This window comes from Subtercola boreus (genome assembly GCF_003399625.1).
Taxonomy (GTDB): domain Bacteria; phylum Actinomycetota; class Actinomycetes; order Actinomycetales; family Microbacteriaceae; genus Subtercola; species Subtercola boreus_C.
On record NZ_NBXA01000018.1, the window covers coordinates 62668 to 84024 of the forward strand.

Genomic DNA, 21357 nt, shown 5'->3' on the forward strand with positions numbered 1-21357 from the left:
CCGGTGTACCACCTCCTGTTCCGGCACATCCTGTCGCGCCTCGATCCCGAGCGGGCGCACCATCTGGCCTTCGAGGTGATCCGCGGCCTGCCGCGCACCCGCCTCGGGTCGGTCGTGCGGCGCTTCACCGCGCCGGATCCCTCGCTCGCCGTGCACACGCTCGGGCTCGTCTTTGACTCGCCGTTCGGCGTCGCGGCGGGGTTCGACAAGGATGGCCGCGCCATCATCGGGCTCGGGATGCTCGGTTTCAGTCACGTCGAGATCGGCACCCTCACGGCGAAGGCCCAGCCCGGCAACGAGCGTCCGCGGCTGTTCCGGCTCGTCGCCGACCGTGCCGTCATCAACCGGATGGGCTTCAACAACGGGGGAGCGGGCCCCGCTGCCCTGCGCGTCGCGCGCACCTCATCGGCGCCGTACCGCCCCATCGTCGGCATCAACATCGGCAAGAGCCGCGTGGTCGACGTCGACAACGCCATCGACGACTACCGCTCGAGCGCCCGCGCGCTGGCTCCTGTCGCCGACTACCTCGTCGTGAACGTCAGCTCGCCGAACACCCCCGGGCTGCGTGGTCTGCAGGAGCTCGACAAGCTGGCCCCCCTGCTCACCGCCGTGCGCGAGGAGGCGGGCGCCGTTCCGCTGCTCGTGAAGATCGCTCCCGACCTCAGCGACGACGAGGTGCGCCGCATCTCCGAACTAGCTGTGACGCTCGGGCTCGACGGCATCATCGCCACGAACACCACGATCTCGCGGGACGGGCTCCGCACCGATCCGCGCGTCGTCGCCGCCGCGGGTGCGGGTGGGCTGTCCGGGCCGCCGGTCGCCGCTCGCTCCCTCGAAGTGCTGAAGCTCGTGCGATCCGTCGTTCCGGCGGAGCTCTGCGTGATCTCGGTCGGCGGCATCGAGACGGCGGATGACGTGGCCGAACGCCTCGCCGCCGGGGCCACCCTCGTGCAGGGCTACACCGCGTTCCTCTACCGGGGTCCGCTCTGGGCCCGGCAGGTCAACCGCGGCCTCGCCGCGCTCCGCGCCGCGGAACACTGACGCCCTCGACTTCATCCCGCCCGGGCAGGGGGTTCCGCCACCGATTGTCGCTTCCGCGCCTGCGCGCGCCGTAGCGGAAGCGACAACAGGTAGCGCTTCAGAAGCAACCGGTGGGCGCCGGTCACCGACGACCGGCGCGCCGGGGCGCGGCGAGCCGGCTAGCTCGGGGTCTGCCCGCGCTTCACCTGCGGCTTCGGCAGGCGCATCGGGCGCAGCTGCAGGGCGCGCATCGCGCCGTACCAGCGAAGGCCCCGGTCGAGCGTGCCGTACTTCGCCCGCAGGCGCTTGTTGATGCGGTTGCCCATCAGGTAGATGTCGAGTGCGACGATGATCACGAACGCATAGAGCACCAGCGTCAGGTACGTCTGGATCTGCGGGTTCGGAACCAGCTGCAGCAGGATGATGCCGAACACCGCCGGGATCACGATCTCGCCGATGCTGAACCGCGAATCCACGAAGTCGCGCACGAACCGTCGCTGCACTCCCTTGTCGCGGGCGAGCAGGTACTTCTCCTCGCCTGCCGCCATGCCGATGCGGGCCCGCTCACGGTCGACCGAGTTCTGCGTCTTCGCCGACCGTGCCGCCTCCTTGCGATCGCTCGGTACCAGTGGCTTCTTGCGGGCCGCCTCCTGCTCACGGCGGGTGGGCGTCGGTGCACCCTTGCCCGAACCGGCCTGTCGGAGCCGCGTTGCCGTCTGCTCGGCTGTCTCGGTCGGGGCGGCGGGTGTTTGGCGCTTGAACACAATCAGTCCTTGAGTCACGCGGGCGGCGGATACTGCCTGCCTTCTAAGATTACCCGTATGACCGAGCAACAGGGCACGTCCGACCGCCAGCACACAGCATCGAGCGAGCGTGAGGAGGGCATCCGGGACTTCCTGGCCGGTGCTCTGCCGGCGACGATCGCCGACCTCACCGATCTCGTGCGTATCCCGAGCGTGTCGTGGAGTGCCTTCAATCCCGCCCACGTCGCTGCCAGCGCCGCAGCCGTCGCCGCGCTGTTCGAGGCCACGGGAGTCTTCGACGAGGTCGCGGTGAAGCAGGCCGTGGCAGACCCGCAGAGCGGAGAACTCGGCCAGCCCGCCGTCCTCGCCACCCGCACCGCCAGGAACGGCCGCCCGACCGTGCTGCTCTACGCCCACCACGACGTGCAGCCTCCGGGTGAGGATGCCGACTGGGACTCCCCTCCGTTCGAGCCGACGGTCCGCGGCGACCGACTCTACGGCCGCGGGGCCGCCGACGACAAGGCGGGCGTGGTCTCGCACCTCGCCGCCGTGCGCGCCCTCGCCCACGAATTCGGCGACGACCTCGATCTCGGCATCGTCGTCTTCATCGAGGGGGAGGAGGAGTTCGGGTCCCGCTCGTTCGCTGACTTCCTCGAGCAGAACCGCGAAGCCCTGGCGGCCGACGTGATCATCGTCGCCGACTCCGACAACTGGAATGTCGACACCCCCTCTCTCACCATCAGCCTCCGCGGCAACGTCACCTTCAAGCTCACTGTCGAGACGCTCGAACACGCTTCGCACTCCGGGATGTTCGGGGGAGCCGCTCCCGACGCCATGATGGCGATGGTGCGCCTCCTCGCCACGCTGCACGCACCCGACGGCAGCGTCGCCGTAGCCGGCCTCACCGAATCCGGCGAGCAGGTACCCGACAGCCCCGAGGCGCTGGCCGACTTCACCCGCGACGCAGCCCTCCTGCCGGGCGTCACCCCGATCGGCAACGGGCCCGTGCTGTCACGGCTCTGGGCGAAGCCCGCCATCACGATCACCGGCATCGACGCGCCGAGTGTCGCGAACGCCTCGAACACACTGCTGCCGAAGGTCTCCGTGCGCCTGAGCGCCCGCATCGCGCCGGGGCAGGATGCTGCGGAGGCACTCGCTGCGCTCGAAACCCACATCCACGCCAACGTGCCCTTCGGCGCGCACGTGGAGATCAGCGACGCCGACGGCGGCCAGCCGTTCCTCGTCGACACGAGCGGCTGGGCCGTCACCGCCGCCAAGCGGGCGATGGCCGACGGCTGGGGGGTCGAGCCGATGGAGACGGGGATCGGCGGGTCCATCCCGTTCATCGCCGACCTGGTGCGGGTGTTCCCCGAGGCGCAGATCCTCGTGACCGGCGTCGAGGACCCCGACACCCGTGCGCACAGCCCCAACGAGTCGCTCCACCTGGGCGTCTTCAAGCGCGCGATCCTGACTGAAGCGCTGCTCCTCACCCGATTGGCCAGCACGCCGATTCCGGAATAGACGGGCACGCTTGCAGGTTGTCACCGTAGAATTCCCCTCAACCGCTGTGCTTGTCACACCACCGTGTCATTCCTAAGGAGACGTCATGAGCGACACCATCTCACTCACCTCGCAGGTCGAGTCACCCGCCCACAAGGTCGGTCTCACAGACGGCGCCGCCGCGAAGGTGAAGAGCCTGCTCGGACAGGAGGGTCGCGACGACCTGCGCCTCCGCGTGGCCGTCCAGCCCGGTGGATGCTCGGGCCTGATCTACCAGCTCTACTTCGATGAGCGCCAGCTCGACGGCGACGGCGTCGTCGACTTCGACGGCGTCGAGGTCATCGTCGACAAGATGAGCGTGCCCTACCTCGACGGAGCGACCATCGACTTCGAGGACACCATCCAGAAGCAGGGCTTCACGATCGACAACCCGAACGCCGGCGGCAGCTGCGCGTGCGGCGACTCCTTCCACTAGGAGCAGGCGGCCAGACAGCCTTCCAAACCGGCTGCTGGCGCAACTGGTCAAAAAATTTCTACGCTGAGTAGAATCGCTCAGCTTTACCCCCCGAGGCCCGTCATCTGGCGGATCTCGGGGGGTTTTTCATGCTCTGGGCACATCCAGACACACCTGTCAGGCCCCCGCCGCCAAACATCCAGCCGAGATTCGACACATTAGGCTAGGCAGGGTCAAATACACTTGACTCAAGTATCGCCAGCAGTAGTTCCGAAGGGTTTCAGGTGCGCTCGAACAGACGTCTCAGATGGGTCGCCATTCCCGTCATGGTGAGCATGGGCCTTCTCCTGGCCGGATGCTCGCAGCAGCAGCTCCAGGGCTTCCTCCCGGGTGAGCAGGGCACCACGAACAACACCGACAAGGTCACCGGCCTCTGGGTGACGTCGTGGCTCGTTCTCCTCGCCGTGGGTGTCATCACCTGGGGCCTCACGATCTGGGCGGTCGTCGTGTTCCGTCGGCGCCGTGGCCAGACCGGCCTGCCGGTGCAGTTGCGCTACAACATGCCCATCGAGATCTTCTACACCGTGGTCCCCCTGATCCTGGTGCTCGGCTTCTTCGCCTTCACCGCGAAGGACCAGGCCGAGATCGAGCAGCCCTACGCAGCCCCCGACGAGGTCATCTCGGTCTACGGCAAGCAGTGGGCCTGGGACTTCAACTACGTCAACCAGAACGTGTACACCGCCGGCGTACAGGCGCAGCAGAACCCGGCAGACGCGAAGGGTGCGCTCGTCGAGAGCGAGATCCCGACACTCGTGCTCCCGGTCGACAAGAAGATCACGATCGAGCTGCACGCCCGCGACGTCATCCACTCCTTCTGGGTCATCGACTTCCTCTACAAGAAGGACATGATCCCGGGCAAGACGAACTACATGTACGTCACGCCCGAGCGCATCGGCACGTTCGCCGGAAAGTGCGCAGAACTGTGTGGCGAGTATCACTCCGACATGCTCTTCAACGTGAAGGTCGTGTCGCAGGCCGACTACGACGCCTACACGAAGTCCCTCGCCGACAAGGGTTTCAACGGTCAAATGGGCGACGACTACAACCGCAACACCAACCTTCCCGGCACGGTCTCGCCACTGGCAGAGTCCTCGTCGGACACTTCGAAGTAGAAGGCGACGATGAGCACACTGACTGCGCCGAGAATCACGCCCATCGAACGTAAGGGCAACGTTCTCGTCAAGTGGATCACCTCCACCGACCACAAGACGATCGGGTACATGTACCTGATCTCGTCGTTCATCTACTTCTGCCTCGGCGGAGTGATGGCCCTGGTCATCCGGGCCCAGCTGTTCGAGCCCGGTGCCGACCTGCTGGCGACGAAAGACCAGTACAACCAGTTGTTCACGATGCACGGCACGATCATGCTGCTGATGTTCGCCACCCCGCTCTTCGCCGGGTTCGCCAACGTGCTCATGCCTCTGCAGATCGGTGCTCCGGATGTCGCGTTCCCGCGTCTGAACGCCTTCGCCTACTGGCTCTACAGCTTCGGCTCGCTCATCGTGGTCGCCGGCTTCCTCACCCCGCAGGGTGCGGCCTCGTTCGGTTGGTTCGCCTATGCGCCCCTGTCGAGCACCACGTTCACGCCGGGCGACGGCGGAAATCTCTGGGTCTTCGGCCTCGTTCTCTCGGGCTTCGGCACCATCCTCGGTGGCGTCAACTTCATCACGACGATCATCACGATGCGCGCCCCCGGCATGACGATGTTCCGCATGCCGATCTTCACGTGGAACGTGCTCGTCACGTCGATCCTCGTGCTGATGGCCTTCCCCGTTCTGGCGGCGGCGCTCAGCGCCCTCGGTATAGACAGGGTGTTCGACGGGCACATCTATGATGCGGCGAACGGCGGTGTGCTGCTCTGGCAGCATCTGTTCTGGTTCTTCGGCCATCCCGAGGTGTACATCATCGCTCTGCCGTTCTTCGGCATCATCTCCGAGGTCCTCCCGGTCTTCAGCCGCAAGCCGATCTTCGGGTACAAGACCCTCGTCTATGCGACGATCTCGATCGCCGCCCTCTCGGTAACGGTGTGGGCTCACCACATGTACGTCACCGGATCGGTGCTGCTGCCCTTCTTCGCCCTGATGACCATGCTCATCGCGGTACCGACAGGGGTGAAGATCTTCAACTGGGTCGGCACGATGTGGCGTGGCTCTGTCACCTTCGAGACCCCGATGATGTGGGCGATCGGCTTCCTGATCACTTTCACGTTCGGTGGTCTGACGGGTGTCATCCTGGCGTCGCCGCCGCTCGACTTCCACGTGTCGGACTCCTACTTCGTCGTCGCGCACTTCCACTACGTGGTGTTCGGCACCGTCGTCTTTGCGATGTTCTCGGGCTTCTACTTCTGGTGGCCCAAGTGGACCGGCAAGATGCTCAACGAGAAGCTCGGCCAGTGGCACTTCTGGCTGTTGTTCATCGGCTTCCACACGACGTTCCTCATCCAGCACTGGCTGGGCGTCGTCGGCATGCCACGTCGTTACGCGTCGTACTCGCCGACAGACGGCTTCACGTGGATGAACCAGATCTCCACCGTGGGAGCCTTCCTGCTGGCCTCCTCGATGATCCCGTTCTTCCTGAATGTCTACATCACGGCCCGCAGCGCGCCGAAGGTCACCGTCAACGACCCGTGGGGTTATGGCCGCTCCCTCGAGTGGGCGACATCCTGCCCGCCGCCCCGGCACAACTTCACGTCGATCCCGCGGATCCGCTCGGAGTCTCCTGCCTTCGACCTGAACCACCCCGAGGCCGGTATCCCGGTCGGCGTGGGCCCGGCGAAGGATGCTCCGGATGCGCCCACCTACGACATGGACCAGGAGAAGGTGAAATAGCATGCGCGCCAATATCAACGTCTTCTGGATCCTCTCGGGCTTCTTCCTCCTCGCTGATGCGATCTACGTGCTCTGGTCTCTGGTCTCGTATGGCGAAGTGGAATGGGTCGGAACGCTCGGCATCGCTCTCGGCGCTGTGCTTGCCGCGTTCATCGCCTTCTACCTCAGCCGCGTGCACGGCGCCCAGGGTGGCGAGCTGCCCGAGGACCTCACGTACTCGAACATCGACGACGGCGACCCCGAGATGGGCTTCTACAGCCCGTGGAGCTGGTGGCCGGTCATCCTCGCCGGTTCTGCCGCGGTCTTCTTCCTCGGCCTGGCCGTCGGAACATGGATCTGCTTCATCGGTGTGGCGCTCATCCTGATCGCGATCGTCGGCTGGACCTACGAGTACTACCGGGGCTTCTTCGCCCGCTAGGAACCCGCACAGCACGTCAGAAGGGCCCTCACGCATCCGCAGTGGGGGCCCTTCTTCATGTGTGCCGGGTTCGGAGCCGGTGTGGCAGGATCGAACGATGACCGCGAACGAGCCACCCGGTGATCTTCCCCCTCGGAAGACGACTGCCGACGAGCGGGAGGCGCGCGCCGAGGAGGCCCTGCAGCGCATCTTCGCCGGCGGCGATCTCGGGGCCGAGGCGACGGCCCTGTCGAACGACTTCACCGACGAGTACACCGGCAGGTTCCGTGCATGGCTCGGTCGCCTGTTCCGCCGCTCTCCTCACCCCCGCTAGGGCGCCGTCAAGACGTCGATGGCATACTGGGCGGTCCGGGCGGCGCCGTTGTTCTCTGCGGTGAAGCCGACGATGATGGGGCCCGGATGGGCGGGATCGGGTGTGTATGTTGCGACGCCGGAGTCTGGGTCGAGGTCGCTGACCGTGCCGTACTCTGGCTGCTCGGTGATGCGGTAGTGCAGCCCGTCGATCTGCCGCCAGCCTGTCTGCGGGGTGATCCAGCAGTGGAGTTCGATGCGTACGGGAGTGGTGGCATCGGTGGTCGTGCCACCGGTGGCGCAGCCGGGGACGATGTCGGTGATGTGGATGCTGAGTCGGCGCTCGGGGGAGCGGAGGCCGAACGCGTCGGTGGCCTGAACGGTCACGTGGTCGGTGTAGTCGCCCCGGATGACGTCGATGGACTGGTAGTGCAGATCGCCGACCGCGTCGAACCAGGCGCCGCCCATCGCGCCCTGGCCGGTGACGACGGAGGTGAGGTGGTCACCGCTCTCGGCGCCGTGCTGGTCGACATCCACATCGGAGAACAGTCGGCTGGCGGGAATGACGGTTTCCACCCCGCGGTTCGCCTCGGTGACGCTCGATTCAGGGGGCACCGGAGCGGGGGCGTAGCGGTTGCGGATGGCGATGGAGAACGGCAGCGAGTAGGTGCCGTCGGCGGCCACCGCCCACGCCTCGGCCGAGACGTAGGTGCCCTCGGCCTGCTTCGGGGCACTGTAGATGACGCTGCCGTCACCCTCTCGCGCCGTGGGGATGCCGAGCGCGAGGTCCGAGTGGATCGTGCTCACCTCCAGCCGCACCGGCTCCTTGCCGGGAGCAGCGTCGCAGTCCACATCGGCAACGCTGATCACGGTCGTCGACCCGTAGCCTCCGTCCTTCACGACCCCCGAGCAGATCGGGATCTGCCGTGGTGCCAGGGCTGGGCCCGGCACGGTCAGTGACGACCGAGTGGTGCGGATCGTCTTCGGCGTCGCGAAGGTACAGACATAGGCGTTGGCATTCGCCAGGCACGAGTCGAAGAGGCCGCCCGTGAGGCGGAAGATCGCCTTCGCCGTGTCGGTCGGAGAGGACGTCAGGATGCTCGTGAAGCTGATCAGATAGGCGAAGGTGTGAGAAGTGCCGTCGGAACTCTTCGACGTGATCGGCTCGACCTTGGCGAGTTGCGTGAGGTCTCGCGGAGTGTCGAGCCTCACCTGGTCGTACGAGTCGACGTCTCCGCCGGGACGCAGAACGTTGATGACCACGCTCTTACCCGCATCCGACCTTCCCGCGCGCGAGTTCCGGATGCTGGACTCTGCGGGTGCCTTCTTGTCGCCGCCTGCGGAGCTGTCGCTTGCTCCGTGCCCCGCCGCGTGCGCATAGGCGTTGCTCTCCGCTGCGCTCATGCCGCTGAGCTGAGTGCGGAACACCCCCGGCGTGCTGTCCTCCGTGTCGGGATAGACGCTGAGCTTCTCGTGCACCACCAACGTGCCCGGGTCGCTCGTGATCGGACCCGAACCCGCGCCTCCGAACGGGTCGTGCAGTTCGCCGCTGGGGTGGGTACCGGTCTCGACGCCACCGTGAGGATCGTCGTCGAGCGCGTGCGCTGGTCGGGCGACACCGACGGCCAGAAGGACGAGGCAGGACGCAAAGACGACGAGACTGTTCCGGGAATGCATACGATGACCTCTTCCATCCAATGGAGTGAGACTCATCCCACGTCTCACTCCACTAGATACAGAAGAGGCCATTCCATTACGCCAGTTTCCGGATTAGGGCGCCGAAAGGACGTTCACCGCGAAAGTCGACGTGCGCACCGCCCCGTTGTTCTCCGCGCTGAAGGTGAACTGTACAGAGCCGGTGTGAGCAGGATCGGGCGTGTAGGTCGCGGTACCCGAGACGGGATCCACTGCGCTGAGCGAGCCAACGGACGGCCCCTCGACGACCTCGTAGTGGAGCCCGTCGATCTGGTGCCAGCCCGCTGCGGGAGTGATCCAGCAGGAGAGCTGCACGCGAACGGGCGTGGCTGCGTCGGTGGTCACGCCCCCGGTGGAGCAACCCGGAGTGATGTCCGAGACGTGCACGGGAACGTCGAGCACCCCGGAGGGCAGCCCGAAGCTGTCTGTGGTCTGCACGGAGATGTGGTCGGTGGCATTCCCGCGGACCACGTCGATCGATCGGTAGTGCAGGTCACCCGCGCTGTCGAACCATGCCCCGCCCGTGGAGCCCTGGCTGACGACCCGTGACGACAGGTGGTCACCGCTTTCAGCGGCGTACGAATCCGCGTCCTGGTCAGCGAAGAGAGATGCTCGGGGGATGACCGTGTCCACACCGCGGATGGCGTCGACGCTCGCTCCTGCAACCACGGTGGGTGCAAACCGGTTGCGGATGGCGACGTAGAAGGGCCACGAGGTGGTGCCGTCTGCCGCGATCGCCCACACGCGCATGACGGTGTAGGTGCCGCTCAGCGAGAGGGGAGCATCGAACACGATGCTCCCGTCTCCGCTCCTCACTACCGGGAAGGCACCATCTGTATCGCTCAGAATGGTTTCGATCTCAAGCCGGACCGGTTCCTTGTCGGGCGCTGACTCGCAACTCACATCGGCCGGAGTGATCACCGACGTTCTTCCGTACCCTCCGTCGACGACCACGCCCGAACACAGGGGGATCTGCGCGGTCGATGTGTCAGCCAGAAGATCAGTGACGAAAGGCTTGGGCACGCTCGCAATCGGCCTGGGGGTTCTCAGTGCGCAGACGAACTGCCTGTCGGTGGCAATGCAGCCGACGAACGTCGCGCCGCTCCTGTCGAAGATGGCCTTGGCCATGTCCGCCTGGCTGCTGACCACATTCGCATTGAAGGTCAGCACGACACCCGTCTGCGTTGTCTGAGAGCCCGTCGTCGTGTTGAGTGGCTCCACTGTGGCGACGAACGAGAAGTCCTTGGTAGTGGTGAGGGTGACGGTGTCGTAGGAGTCACCGTCCTTCCCGCGGTGGAGCACTTGCAGCGTTGCGTCCTTGGGCCGCGTCTTCGTTGAGGAGCGGGGGTTCATGTACGTCTCTTGCTGTGCCGTCTTCTTGTCCCCACCCCCAGACGAGTCGCCACCCTTGTCACTGCCTGTACCCCCGCCGCCACCCCCGTCACGAGTCTCGCCGACGGTGTGGCCGGGGAGAGACGGGATGCTGGCCCAGCCCGGAAAGTCGAGTCCGCTTCCTTGTGTTTCGTAGATGCGCGCTCGCTCGGGAGGCAGGTTGATGTCCGCTGCGGCGGACGTGGCCGGGAGGATGAATGCTGCCAGGAGAACTGTGACGGGAAGAGCGGCGATTCTGAGCTTCATACCCTTCAAGAGACTGGTTGATCCAATCCATTACGCGGGTTCGGCAAAGAAGAGGGCCCCCGTCCGAGTGATCGGACGGGGGCCCTCTTGCCGAGCGGAGGCTCAGTGCCTAGTGGTGCGACTTCTGGCGCTCGAGGTCGGTACGCGTGACGGGAGCGATCCTGTCTTCGAAGAACCACTTCGACATGCCGGCGCGGAGGCGCTGCGGGGCGGTGATCTTGCCCTTGGCGTTCGGACGGATCATCAGCGGCTTGTACTCGTGGAACGAGACCAGCTTCCAGCGCTCGTACTCGTCGACGTCCTGGTGGACCTCGATGTACTCGCCGCCCGGGAGGCGCACGATGCGTCCCGACTCGAAGCCGTGGAGCGCCATCTCGCGGTCCTTCTTCTGAAGGGCGAGGCAGACGCGCTTCGCGACGAAGTAGGCAATGACCGGACCGATGATGACGGCGGCCTGGATGGCGTGGATCACCGACTCGATCGACAGCTGGAAGTGCGTGGCCAGGATGTCCGAACTCGCCGCCGACCAGAGTGCGGCGTAGAACGTCACTCCGGCCGCGCCGATGGCCGTGCGGGTCGGAGCGTTCCGCGGGCGGTCGAGGATGTGGTGCTCGCGCTTGTCTCCGGTGACCCAGCCCTCGATGAACGGGTAGATCAGCACGGTGAGGATGAACAGCCCCAGCACCGTGATCGGGATCAGGATGTTCCACGAGTAGGTGTGGCCCCAGATGACCGACTCCAGGTGCGGCGGGATCAGTCGGAGCGCGCCGTCGGCGAAGCCGATGTACCAGTCGGGCTGGGTTCCGGCCGAAACCGGCGAGGGATCGTAGGGCCCGTAGTTCCAGATCGGGTTGATCGTGAAGAACGAGGCGATCAGCGCGATGATGCCGAAGACGATGAAGAAGAATCCACCGGCCTTCGCTGCGTAGACCGGGAGCACCGGGTAGCCGATGACGTTGTCGTTGGTCTTGCCGGGGCCGGCGTACTGCGTGTGCTTGTGCACGACGACGAACACCAGGTGGAGCGCGATCAGAGCGACGATGATGGCCGGCAGCAGAAGGATGTGCAGCGTGTAGAGCCTCCCCACGATCTCCTCGCCCGGGAACTCGCCGCCGAAGATCAGGAACGAGAGCCAGGAGCCCGCGAACGGCACACCCTTCACCATTCCGTCGATGATGCGGAGGCCGTTGCCCGAGAGCAGGTCGTCGGGGAGCGAGTAGCCGGTGAAGCCCTCGGCCAGCGCGAGGATGAAGAGCACGAAGCCGATCACCCAGTTGAGCTCACGGGGCTTGCGGAAGGCGCCGGTGAAGTAGATGCGCAGCATGTGCAGGCCGATGGACGCGATGAAGAGCAGCGCAGCCCAGTGGTGGATCTGGCGTACCAGGAGCCCGCCGCGGATCTCGAACGAGATGTTCAGCGTCGACGACATGGCCGACGACATCTCGACACCCTTGAGGGGCACGAAGCTGCCGTCGTAGACCACCGGAGCCATCGAGGCCTGGAAGAAGAACGTCAGGAATGTTCCGGTCAGGATGATCACCACGAAGCTGTAGAGGGCGACCTCACCGAGCATGAACGACCAGTGGTCGGGGAAGATCTTGCGGCCGAACTCCTTGACGACAGCCGAGATGCTCGTGCGCTCGTCGATGTAGTTCGCGGCGGCCGAGGTGAAGCGGGCCGACGGCGCGTTGGAGATCCTGGGCGGCGCGCCGACCGGGTGGTCGGTGGTCCCGTCCACGAGGCCGTCGGCCTTGGTTTTTTCGATTGTCATGAACGCTCCCAGAAACTAGGGCCGACTGGCTCGAGAAAGTCACTCTGTGCGATGAGGTAGCCCTCGCCGTCGACCGTGATGGGCAGCTGGGGCAGGGCACGCTTGGCCGGGCCGAAGATGACCGCACACTCGTTGTCCACGTCGAACGTGGACTGGTGGCAGGGGCAGAGGAGGTGGTGGGTCTGCTGTTCGAACAGGGCCACCGGGCATCCGACGTGCGTGCAGATCTTGGAGTACGCGACGATGCCGTCGTAGTTCCAGTTCTCGCGGCCGGCACTGACGTTGAGGTCAGACGGATTGACGCGCATCAGCAGCACGGCCGCTTTGGCCTTCTGCTCGAGGCGGTCGTGGGTGTCGTTGAGGCCTTCCGGGATGATGTGGAACGCCGAACCGATGGTGACATCGGCAGCTTTGATGGGAAGGCCCGAGGGGTCGAGCGTCAGCCGCGCCCCCGCCTTCCACATGGTGTGCGAGAGGAGCTCGGCCGGGTTCTCGTTCTGCGGACCGAGACCGCGGAACAGGATGACTGCGGGGAGCGGGAACGCGACGAGGGCACCGATGAGGCTGTTGCGGATGAGGGAGCGGCGACCGATCCCAGACTCGACATTGCCCTCGTGGAAGATCTCGACGGCACGCGCACGGGTGTCGTCGGAGGAGCGCACGGGGTGCCGGATGTCGACACCCTCCTCGTCGTGCATCAGGGACTTCGCCCAGTGAACGGCTCCGATTCCAATGCCCATCAGGGCCAACGTTATGCCGAGTCCAAGGAAGACGGTGTTCAGTCGTACTGAGCCCGGGTCGTCTGCATTGATCGGGAAGGCCATGTAGGCGGCGACCGCGAAGATGGATCCGGCAATCGAGAGGTAGAAGAGTGTGTAGACGGTGCGCTGGGCTGTCTTGGCCTTCTTCGGGTCGAGATCGGTGACGCGCTTCCGGTGCGGCGGAATGCCGGGATCCGCCAGGCCGTCCGTCGTGATGACGGCGAGACCGCCTGATGCAGACGAGGCCCCGGCGGAGGGCTCGACTGCCCTGCCGGCGGAGGTGCTCACTCCGTCTGCGCCTGACGAGAACGCGGCGACGTCTGTGCCGCTCGTGTCGTCGTGTGCCATGGTGTTCCTTTCGAACCTGAGAAGAATGTGTGCCGGTGCCGGGTGTGCCGGTGCAGGGGCCGGGCTAGTTCGACTTCGCTGTGAGCCAGACCGTCAGGGCCACGACCGCGCCGATGCCGAAGATCCAGATGAAGAGGCCCTCGGCGACCGGCCCGAGGTTACCCAGCTCGAACCCACCCGGGGAGGGGTTGTTCTGGATGTACTTGAGGTAGGTGATGATGTCGCGCTTGTCTTCGGGCGTGATGTTGTGGTCGTTGAAGACCGGCATGTTCTGCGGGCCGGTGAGCATGGCCTCGTAGATGTACTTCGACTCGACACCGGTGAGCTCGGGCGCGAACTTGCCCTCGGTGAGAGCACCGCCAGCACCGGCGACGTTGTGGCACATCGCGCAGTTGATGCGGAACAGCTCGCCACCGTTCGTGGCGTTGCCGTTCTCGGTGAGCTGCGAGTCGGTGGGGATGGACGGGCCGGGCGAGAGCGACGCGACGTAGGCCGACAGCGCCGCGGTCTGCTCCTCAGTGAACTGCGGTGGCTTCTGCATGGCCTGGGGACCCTGCATGGCGAGGGGCATGCGGCCGGTTCCGACCTGGAAGTCGACGGATGCCGCACCGACGCCCAGGAGGCTGGGGCCGGCTGTGGTGCCTTCGAGGTTCATGCCGTGGCAGGTGGCGCAGTTGGCGGCGAAGAGTTTGCTGCCCTCCTCGACCGTGGCCTGCGACGTGGCGGTGCTGGTGTCGGCGGTGGCGGTGCTCGAGAACAGCGCGTACCCGCCGCCCGTGAAGGCCAGCCCGATCGCGATCAGAACGACGGTCGCAAGCGGGTGCCGTCTGTTCGCTTTCCTGGAGGTGCGGGCCATTCTCTCAACTCTCTCTGGTGATGGTGCTGGTCGGTGCGCTGAGTGCGGCTGGGTCACAGGGTCACTTCAGGATGTAGATCACGAGGAACAGGCCGATCCACACCACATCGACGAAGTGCCAGTAGTACGACACGACGATCGCGCTGGTGGCCTCACGGTGACCGAAGTTCTTGACCCCGAAGGCGCGCCCGATCATCAGCAGGAAGGTGAACAACCCTGCGGTCACGTGCAGGGCGTGGAACCCGGTGGTGAGGTAGAAGGCCGAACCGTACGACGACGAGTTGAGCGTGATGCCCTCCTGCACGAGGTTCGCGTACTCCCACGCCTGGCCGGAGACGAACAGCGCACCGAGCACGTAGGTGAGGAAGAACCACTCGACCATGCCCCACTGGGTGGGCTTCCACCCTGTGGCGCGGGACTGCAGCCGCTCTGCTGCGAACACCCCGAACTGGCAAGTGAACGACGAGGAGACGAGGATCAGCGTGTTCACGGTCGCGAACGGGACGTTCAGGATCGAGCTCTCGGTGTTCCAGAGCTCCGGGCTCGTCGACCTCAGCGTGAAGTAGATGGCGAAGAGGCCGGCGAAGAACATGACCTCGCTGCCGAGCCACACGATCGTGCCGACGGCGACCACGTTCGGCCGCTGCACCAGGGGTGCGGATGTTTGGGTCATCGAGCTGCTAGTCACTCACCCATTATGTCCGATTTCTGTTCAGCTGTTTCGCATTTGCACCCTCTAGAGAAGACTTTTTTACCGGTCGTAGAAGTTCGGGCCGCCGGGGTGCCGATCCGCCGCCGTTTAGGATCGTTGCTATGGCGCCTGAACTCAGCTGGTCGTATCTCCTCTCCTCCCTCCTCGACGCCCGTGACCTCACCGTCGCCGAGTCGACCTGGGCGATGAACGAGGTGATGGAGGGCTCAGCGAGCCCCGCGCAACTGGCCGGGTTCCTGGTTGCGCTCCGGTCGAAGGGGGAGACGGTCGATGAGATCGTGGGGTTCCGAGACGCGATCCTCGATCATGCTCTGCCGCTGGATGTCGACCCCTTCGCCCTCGACATCGTGGGAACCGGCGGAGACAGGTTCGGCACCGTCAACGTCTCGACAATGGCGTCGATAGTCGCGTCCGGGGCCGGCGTGCCGGTCATCAAACACGGAAACAGGGCGGCGAGTTCGCTCGCCGGATCCTCTGACGTGCTGAAGGCCCTGGGGCTGAATCTCGACCTCGAGCCCGGTGACGTCGCCCGCGTGCTGCACGAGGCCGGCATCACCTTCGCGTTCGCGGCGAAGTTCCATCCGGGCTTCCGGCACGCGGGCGCTGTGCGGAGCGATCTCGGGATTCCCACCGTCTTCAACTACCTGGGCCCGCTCTGCAATCCAGCAAGACCCGAGGCGTCGGCTGTCGGTGTGGCACAACTGGACCGGGTGCCGCTGATCGTCGGGGTCTTCCAGACCCGCGGCGCGACGGCGCTCGTTCTCCGCGGCGACGATGGGCTCGACGAACTGACCACGACGGGCCACAGCCACATCTGGGAGGTGTCGCGGGGCGCGGTCACCGAACACGATCTGGATCCGCGCGACCTCGGGCTCCGCCGGGCATCCATCGACGAGCTGAAGGGCGGCGACCCGGCCGCGAATGCCGAGACCGTGAGGCGCGTGCTGGGGGGAGAGGAGGGCGCGGTCCGCGACATCGTGCTGCTGAACGCCGCGGCGGGAATGGTCGCCTTCGACCTGGCGCGCGACCCCTCCGAAGTGCAGCAGAGCATCGTCGAACGGTTCGCCTCGAAGATGGTCGTCGCCGCTGAATCCATCGACTCCGGATCGGCGGAACGCAAACTGGAGAAGTGGGTCGCGGCGACCAATCGCGGGGCGTAGGTTTAGCGTCGAGTCCCGGCTCGATTTCGTACCGTCCTTCCGGTGTGCGGGTGCACCGGCCATTCGTGTGGAGGAATTTCAATGAAGAAGCTCATCAATGACCCGAAGAACGTCGTCGACGAGGCAGCCCGGGGTATCGAAGCCGCCCACGGCGACCTCGTGGACGTGTTCTACGATCCGATCTACATTGTGCGCACGGGTGGTCCGGTACAGGGCAAGGTCGCGCTGGTCAGCGGTGGCGGCAGCGGGCACGAGCCGCTCCACGGGGGTTTCGTCGGGTTCGGGATGCTCGATGCCGCCGTTCCCGGGCCGGTGTTCACCTCGCCCACACCCGATCCGATCGTCGCGGCCACGAAGGCTGTGGACGGGGGTGCCGGGGTGCTTCACATCGTGAAGAACTACACCGGCGACGTGCTGAACTTCGAGACCGCGGCAGACCTCGCCTCGGCCGAGGACATCGAGGTGCGCTCCGTCATCATCAACGACGATGTCGCGGTGAAGGACTCCCTCTACACGGCCGGGCGACGAGGCGTGGCCGGGACGGTGCTCGTCGAGAAGATCGCCGGCGCCTCCGCCGAGCGGCGCGACGACCTCGACACGGTGACCGCCATCGCGCAGAAGGTCAACGACCAGACCCGCTCGATGGGCGTCGCCCTCACACCGTGTGTGGTGCCGCACGCGGGTGAGCCGAGCTTCACGCTGGCAGACGACGAGATCGAGATCGGGATCGGGATCCACGGCGAACCCGGCCGCGAGCGCATCAAGCTCGAGCCGGCCGATGCGATCGTCGACCGTCTGCTCGGCCCGATCCTCGAAGACCTGCCGTTCGCCTCGGGCGACAAGGTGCTGCTGTTCGTCAACGGGATGGGCGGAACGCCTCAGATCGAGCTCTACATCGTATTCCGGCGCGCGGCAGAGGTGTTGAAGGAGAAGGGAATCGAGGTGACCCGGTCGCTGGTCGGCAACTTCGTCACCTCGCTCGAGATGCAGGGTGCCTCGATCACGCTGTTGAAACTGGATGACGAACTGACCGAGCTGTGGGATGCCCCCGTGCAGACCGCCGCTCTCCGATGGGGAAGGTAGACGGCATGGGCCTCGGTATCGACTGGGCGACCGAATGGATTCGGGAGAGCGCGCGGGTGATCTCCGACAACCGCGTCGAGCTCATCACGCTCGACCGCGAGATCGGTGACGGTGACCACGGTGAGAACCTCGACAGGGGGTTCAGCGCGGTCATCCAGAAGCTGGCGGATCTCCCGGTCGACGCGGTTCCGGGCGATGCCCTGAAGCTCGTGGCGACCACGCTCATCTCGACGGTCGGCGGGGCTTCCGGCCCGCTGGTGGGCACGGCGTACCTCAAGGCCGCTGGCGCTGTCGGCAAGGCCGAGACGCTGGACGGCGCGGCGATCGTGGCTCTGCTGACCGCGGCGCGCGATGGTGTGGTGCTCCGCGGCAAGGCCGAGGTCGGCGACAAGACCATGATCGACGCCTGGACGCCAGCGGTGGATGCCGCAGCCCTGGCACTGTCCGACGGTGCCGACGAGGCCGGCATCCTGGCTGCGGCTGCGGATGCCGCGGAGCGGGGCGCGAAGGCGACGGAACCGCTTGTCGCCCGGAAGGGACGTGCGAGCTACCTCGGGGAGCGGGCGATCGGGCACCGCGATCCGGGTTCGCAGTCGTCGGCGCTCATTCTGCGGGCAGCATCGGACGCGGCGATCGAGGTGGGAGCGGGTGCCGGTGCGTCCTAACGTGGCAGGCATCGAGGGCAGAGTGGGGTTGGTGTTCGTCTCGCACAGCGAGAAGATCGCCTCAGGGCTCGTCGAGCTCGCCGCGCAGATGGCGCCGGGCACCGCGTTGGTGGCGGCCGGCGGCACCGACGAGGGCGGCATCGGCACCAGCTTCGAGAAGGTGACGGCCGCGATCGCGGAGGCCGATTCGGGCGAGGGCGTCGTCGTGCTGTGCGACCTCGGTTCGGCCATCCTGACCGCCGAGACGGCGCTCGACTTTCTCGACGACGAGGTGCGGGAGCGCGTGCGGATCGTGGATGCCCCGCTGGTCGAGGGAGCGGTCGCTGCGTCGGTGACCGCGGAGACGGGCGGCTCGCTCGCGGCAGTCGTCGCGGCTGCCGAGTCGGCTCGCGGTGCTTTCGGTGATGTGCCCGGGCAGGGTCCCGTGGGTATGGGCGCTGCGGGCACGGGCGTTGCGGGCACCGGGGCTGTGGGCGCAGCATCCGGTGCCGGCGGCGACAGGGATGGCGGGGCCGACACCTCGCTCACCCGAACCGTGACCATCGTGAACCGCGACGGTCTGCACGCCCGCCCCGCGGCGGAGTTCGTGAAGCTCGCGAACAGCTACAACCAGAAGGTGACGATCGACGGCAAGGACTCGAAGAGCCTGCTCGGCATCATGTCGCTCGGCCTGGTGCGCGGTGCGACCGCCACTCTCACGGCTGCCGACGAGTCCGCGCGCCCGGCGCTCGATGCCCTCGTGGCTCTCATCGAGTCCGGTTTCGGCGAGGACTGACGCACACCCACAGACGACGAGACCGCCACTTCTTGCTGAGAACGACAGCAGGGAGTGGCGGTCTCGGCAGGAAGTGGCGGTCTCGCGGGGGAAGCCTTACTTTGCGGTAGCCGTGCGGTTCTCGGCGCCGACCATCCAGGCAAACTGCTCGAGCTTCTCCATGATGCCGTGGAGGAGGTCTGCGCTGGTCGGGTCGGCGTCGTCGACCGTGTCGTGCACCTCGCGCATGGTTCCGACGGTCGCCTCGAGGCGCACGACGACGAGGTCCACCGTCTCGGCGGTGTCGATCTCGCCGTTGGGGTACTCGGGCAGCGACGTGGTGGCCGCGACGGTGTCGGAACGACCATCCGGAACCGCATGCAGTGCACGCATGCGCTCGGCGATCGTGTCGCTGAACTCACGAGCCGCGTCGATGATCTCGTCGAGCTGCAGGTGCAGGTCGCGGAAGTTCTTGCCGACAACGTTCCAGTGCGCCTGCTTGCCCTGTACGTGGAGCTCGATGAGGTCGACGAGGACAGCCTGCAGGGAATCGGTCAGCTCTGTGGGGGCCTTGAAGCCGCGCTCGGCGTTCTGGCGGCGGGTGGCTTTGGCGCCGCCGTCGGAGGGAACCTTCACGTCGCGCTCGATGGTGGTCGTTGACATGGTGTGTGCCTTTCTGATCTGCGAATGGGCGTCTTCAACGCTACGCCCGGGCCAGGCGAAGCGTCACCTCGGGGCGGGGCGGTTGACAAGGCGCCCCGGGTGGTGGGCGGGTTCGGCCGCCGTCACTCCCTGCCGCGGGTGAGCTCCTCGATCGTGATGGCCGCGTTGATCAGGGCGAGGTGGCTGAGGCCCTGCGGGAGGTTGCCGAGGAACGAGAGATCGTCGGCGTCGATCATCTCCGAGTAGAGACCGACGTCGTTCGAGAGCCCGACGAGTTCGCCCATCAGGGCGATGGATTCGTCGGTGCGGCCGATGCAGACCAGCGCCGACGCCAGCCAGAAGGCGCACGCGACGAATGTCGCCTCCTCGGCCTCGGCGCCCGAATACCGGTAGACGAGTGGGCCCCGGGAGAGCTCGTTCTGGATCGCGTCGATCGTCTGCGACATCCGCTCGCCCCGATCGAAGCCGCTGGGAGCGTGCAGCAGAACGGATGCGTCGAGCTCGTCGCTGCCCGGGTACATGACGTAGCTCTGGCGACTCTCCGACCAGCAGTGCTCACGCACCCACTCCTGGATCATGCCCTTCTCGGATCTCCAGCGTGCCGGGTCGCCCGGGATCTGGCCGAGCTCTGCGAGCTCGACCGCGGCATCCAGAGCCTGCCAGCAGCCCATCTTCGAGGAGGTGTAGTGCCGGGTGTCCTGAAGTTCCCAGATGCCGGCGTCGGGGCGGCGCCAGTCGTCACAGGCGCGGTCGGCGATGCCCGCGAGCATGCGGCCGGTCTCCGCGTCGAGCACGTTGCCGGCCTTCACGTAGAGGCGCATCACGTCGAAGAGGTCGCCGAAGACGCCGAGCTGCAACTGACCGCTCGCCGGGTTTCCGGTGACGACGGGGCCGGCGTTCCGCCAGCCGGTCGAGTCGTGCTTCTCGACGTCGCCGGGGGGAGATCCGTCGAGACCGTAGAAGACGTGCAGGTCGGGGCCGTTCGCGCGGATCGTCTTCAGCAGCCACGACACCGAGGCGTGGGTCTCCTCCCGGAGCCCGAACCGGATCAGGGCGTGCACGGTGTAGGCGAGGTCGCGGATCCACGCGAAACGGTAGTCCCAGTTCTTGCCCCCGCGGGAACTCTCGGGCAGGGAGGTGGTCGCCGCCGCTGCGATGGCGCCGGTGGGGCTGTAGATCAGGAGCTTCAGGGCGAGGGCGCTCCGCTCGACCGCATCCTTCCACGGGCCGTCGTAGGTGAACTCCTCCGACCAGTGCTCCCAGTTCTTGACGGTGCGCTCGATGCCGCTGTCGGTGAGTTCGGGCTGCGGGATGTGCAGCGGTTCGTTCGATGTGCCGGCGACGGCGAGAACGTGGTGCGACTTCGGACTCGTGGTGAACCGGCCGGCGAGGGCCCGCTCGCCGCCGCCGCGTGGGCCGTGGTCGATGCCGCGCACGGCGATGGTGACGGAGTCGACGCGGATGACGGGGCCGTGGGTCGTCTTCTGGATCCACGGGCTCGCCGTCGACAGGCAGGTGCCGGGCGCGACCCGCCATCTGAAGCGAACGCTGCCCTTCACCCCGACGACCCGGCGGGCGAGCTCCGCCCAGGGCAGGCGGCCGGCGAACCCGGTGACGAGGGCGTCTGTCAGCACAGCGGTGCCGGTGTCGGTGGTGAAGGTGGTCTCGAGCACGTTGGTGCCGGGGAGGTAGCGGCGGCTCGAGGTGAAGGCCTGCGTCGGCGTGAGTTCGAGGGCGCCGCCCTCGCTCTCGTCGAGAAGCCTGGCGAAGACCGGTGTGCCGTTGAGGTTCGGCACGGGGAACCAGTCGATGCTGCCGTCGAGCGCGATGAGGGCGACGGTTCGGCCGTCGCCGATGGCGCCGTAGGAGCGGAGGTCTGTGTAGCCGCCGCGGCGGATCGGCACGGTACCGGTCTGCACGGTACCGGTCTGCACGGT

General features: G+C 66.4%; 20 protein-coding genes. 11 read left to right on the top strand and 9 right to left on the bottom strand.

Annotated features, from left to right (window positions below; genetic code table 11):
• The first annotated feature begins 3 nt into the window (after window positions 1–3).
• Window positions 4–1041 (top strand): quinone-dependent dihydroorotate dehydrogenase, encoded by a 1038-nt coding sequence (locus B7R21_RS08185; RefSeq protein WP_116282813.1) that lies wholly within the window; start codon window positions 4–6, stop codon window positions 1039–1041.
• A gap of 158 nt (window positions 1042–1199) precedes the next feature.
• Here the strand turns inward: B7R21_RS08185 and B7R21_RS08190 are convergent, their stop codons facing one another.
• Window positions 1200–1784: a DUF3043 domain-containing protein gene (locus B7R21_RS08190; RefSeq protein WP_116282753.1), complete on the bottom strand. Its 585-nt coding sequence runs from the start codon at window positions 1782–1784 to the stop codon at window positions 1200–1202.
• Between the two features lie 57 nt (window positions 1785–1841).
• Here B7R21_RS08190 and B7R21_RS08195 point away from each other — a divergent pair, with 57 nt between their 5' ends.
• The 6 genes from B7R21_RS08195 (at window position 1842) to B7R21_RS08220 (ending at window position 7336) form a co-directional block, all read left to right on the top strand.
• Window positions 1842–3284, top strand: coding sequence for a dipeptidase (locus B7R21_RS08195; protein ID WP_116282754.1), 1443 nt, complete (start codon window positions 1842–1844; stop codon window positions 3282–3284).
• A gap of 85 nt (window positions 3285–3369) precedes the next feature.
• Entirely contained in the window at window positions 3370–3738 is a 369-nt protein-coding gene (locus B7R21_RS08200) for a HesB/IscA family protein (protein ID WP_116282755.1), read from the top strand.
• A 263-nt stretch (window positions 3739–4001) separates the two neighbouring features.
• Window positions 4002–4889 (top strand): aa3-type cytochrome oxidase subunit II, encoded by an 888-nt coding sequence (gene ctaC, locus B7R21_RS08205; protein ID WP_172592096.1) that lies wholly within the window; start codon window positions 4002–4004, stop codon window positions 4887–4889.
• Window positions 4890–4898: 9 nt separating this feature from the next.
• A complete protein-coding gene (gene ctaD / locus B7R21_RS08210; protein WP_116282756.1) occupies window positions 4899–6605 on the top strand; it encodes an aa3-type cytochrome oxidase subunit I in 1707 nt (568 codons plus the stop codon).
• 1 nt (window position 6606) lies between these two features.
• Complete coding sequence (locus tag B7R21_RS08215; RefSeq protein ID WP_116282757.1) at window positions 6607–7023, top strand: cytochrome c oxidase subunit 4; 417 nt, start codon at window positions 6607–6609, stop codon at window positions 7021–7023.
• 97 nt (window positions 7024–7120) lie between these two features.
• The gene (locus B7R21_RS08220; RefSeq protein ID WP_116282758.1) at window positions 7121–7336 is read left to right on the top strand and encodes a hypothetical protein; all 216 of its coding nucleotides are present in this window, start codon (window positions 7121–7123) and stop codon (window positions 7334–7336) included.
• On the opposite strand, the gene B7R21_RS08225 is transcribed toward B7R21_RS08220, so the two are convergent.
• From B7R21_RS08225 to ctaE, 6 genes are all read right to left on the bottom strand, one after another.
• Complete coding sequence (locus B7R21_RS08225) at window positions 7333–8991, bottom strand: hypothetical protein (protein ID WP_116282759.1); 1659 nt, start codon at window positions 8989–8991, stop codon at window positions 7333–7335. The genes B7R21_RS08220 and B7R21_RS08225 overlap by 4 nt on opposite strands.
• A 93-nt stretch (window positions 8992–9084) precedes the next feature.
• Entirely contained in the window at window positions 9085–10647 is a 1563-nt protein-coding gene (locus B7R21_RS08230; protein ID WP_116282760.1) for a hypothetical protein, read from the bottom strand.
• Window positions 10648–10756: 109 nt separating this feature from the next.
• Window positions 10757–12418, bottom strand: coding sequence for a cytochrome bc1 complex cytochrome b subunit (gene qcrB / locus B7R21_RS08235; RefSeq protein ID WP_116282761.1), 1662 nt, complete (start codon window positions 12416–12418; stop codon window positions 10757–10759).
• Window positions 12415–13527, bottom strand: coding sequence for a cytochrome bc1 complex Rieske iron-sulfur subunit (gene qcrA / locus B7R21_RS08240; RefSeq protein ID WP_116282762.1), 1113 nt, complete (start codon window positions 13525–13527; stop codon window positions 12415–12417). The genes qcrB and qcrA overlap by 4 nt, the downstream gene beginning before the upstream one ends.
• A gap of 64 nt (window positions 13528–13591) precedes the next feature.
• On the bottom strand, window positions 13592–14383 hold the full coding sequence (qcrC, locus tag B7R21_RS08245; protein WP_116282763.1) for a cytochrome bc1 complex diheme cytochrome c subunit: 792 nt from the start codon (window positions 14381–14383) through the stop codon (window positions 13592–13594).
• A gap of 61 nt (window positions 14384–14444) precedes the next feature.
• Complete coding sequence (gene ctaE, locus B7R21_RS08250; protein ID WP_116282764.1) at window positions 14445–15056, bottom strand: aa3-type cytochrome oxidase subunit III; 612 nt, start codon at window positions 15054–15056, stop codon at window positions 14445–14447.
• Between the two features lie 140 nt (window positions 15057–15196).
• On the opposite strand from ctaE, the gene trpD reads away from it, so the two are divergent.
• The 4 genes from trpD (at window position 15197) to dhaM (ending at window position 18778) form a co-directional block, all read left to right on the top strand.
• The gene (trpD, locus tag B7R21_RS08255; RefSeq protein WP_116282765.1) at window positions 15197–16255 is read left to right on the top strand and encodes an anthranilate phosphoribosyltransferase; all 1059 of its coding nucleotides are present in this window, start codon (window positions 15197–15199) and stop codon (window positions 16253–16255) included.
• An 81-nt stretch (window positions 16256–16336) separates the two neighbouring features.
• Entirely contained in the window at window positions 16337–17338 is a 1002-nt protein-coding gene (dhaK, locus tag B7R21_RS08260; RefSeq protein WP_116282766.1) for a dihydroxyacetone kinase subunit DhaK, read from the top strand.
• Window positions 17339–17343: 5 nt separating this feature from the next.
• The gene (gene dhaL / locus B7R21_RS20435; protein WP_116282767.1) at window positions 17344–18003 is read left to right on the top strand and encodes a dihydroxyacetone kinase subunit DhaL; all 660 of its coding nucleotides are present in this window, start codon (window positions 17344–17346) and stop codon (window positions 18001–18003) included.
• Window positions 17987–18778 carry a dihydroxyacetone kinase phosphoryl donor subunit DhaM gene (gene dhaM / locus B7R21_RS08270; RefSeq protein ID WP_253259707.1) on the top strand — a complete coding sequence of 264 codons (792 nt, stop codon included), beginning with the start codon at window positions 17987–17989 and terminating at the stop codon, window positions 18776–18778. The genes dhaL and dhaM overlap by 17 nt, the downstream gene beginning before the upstream one ends.
• A 96-nt stretch (window positions 18779–18874) precedes the next feature.
• On the opposite strand, the gene B7R21_RS08275 is transcribed toward dhaM, so the two are convergent.
• Window positions 18875–19420 carry a Dps family protein gene (locus B7R21_RS08275; RefSeq protein WP_116282768.1) on the bottom strand — a complete coding sequence of 182 codons (546 nt, stop codon included), beginning with the start codon at window positions 19418–19420 and terminating at the stop codon, window positions 18875–18877.
• Between the two features lie 122 nt (window positions 19421–19542).
• Window positions 19543–21324 carry a glycoside hydrolase family 15 protein gene (locus B7R21_RS08280; RefSeq protein WP_116282816.1) on the bottom strand — a complete coding sequence of 594 codons (1782 nt, stop codon included), beginning with the start codon at window positions 21322–21324 and terminating at the stop codon, window positions 19543–19545.
• Window positions 21325–21357: the final 33 nt, after the last annotated feature.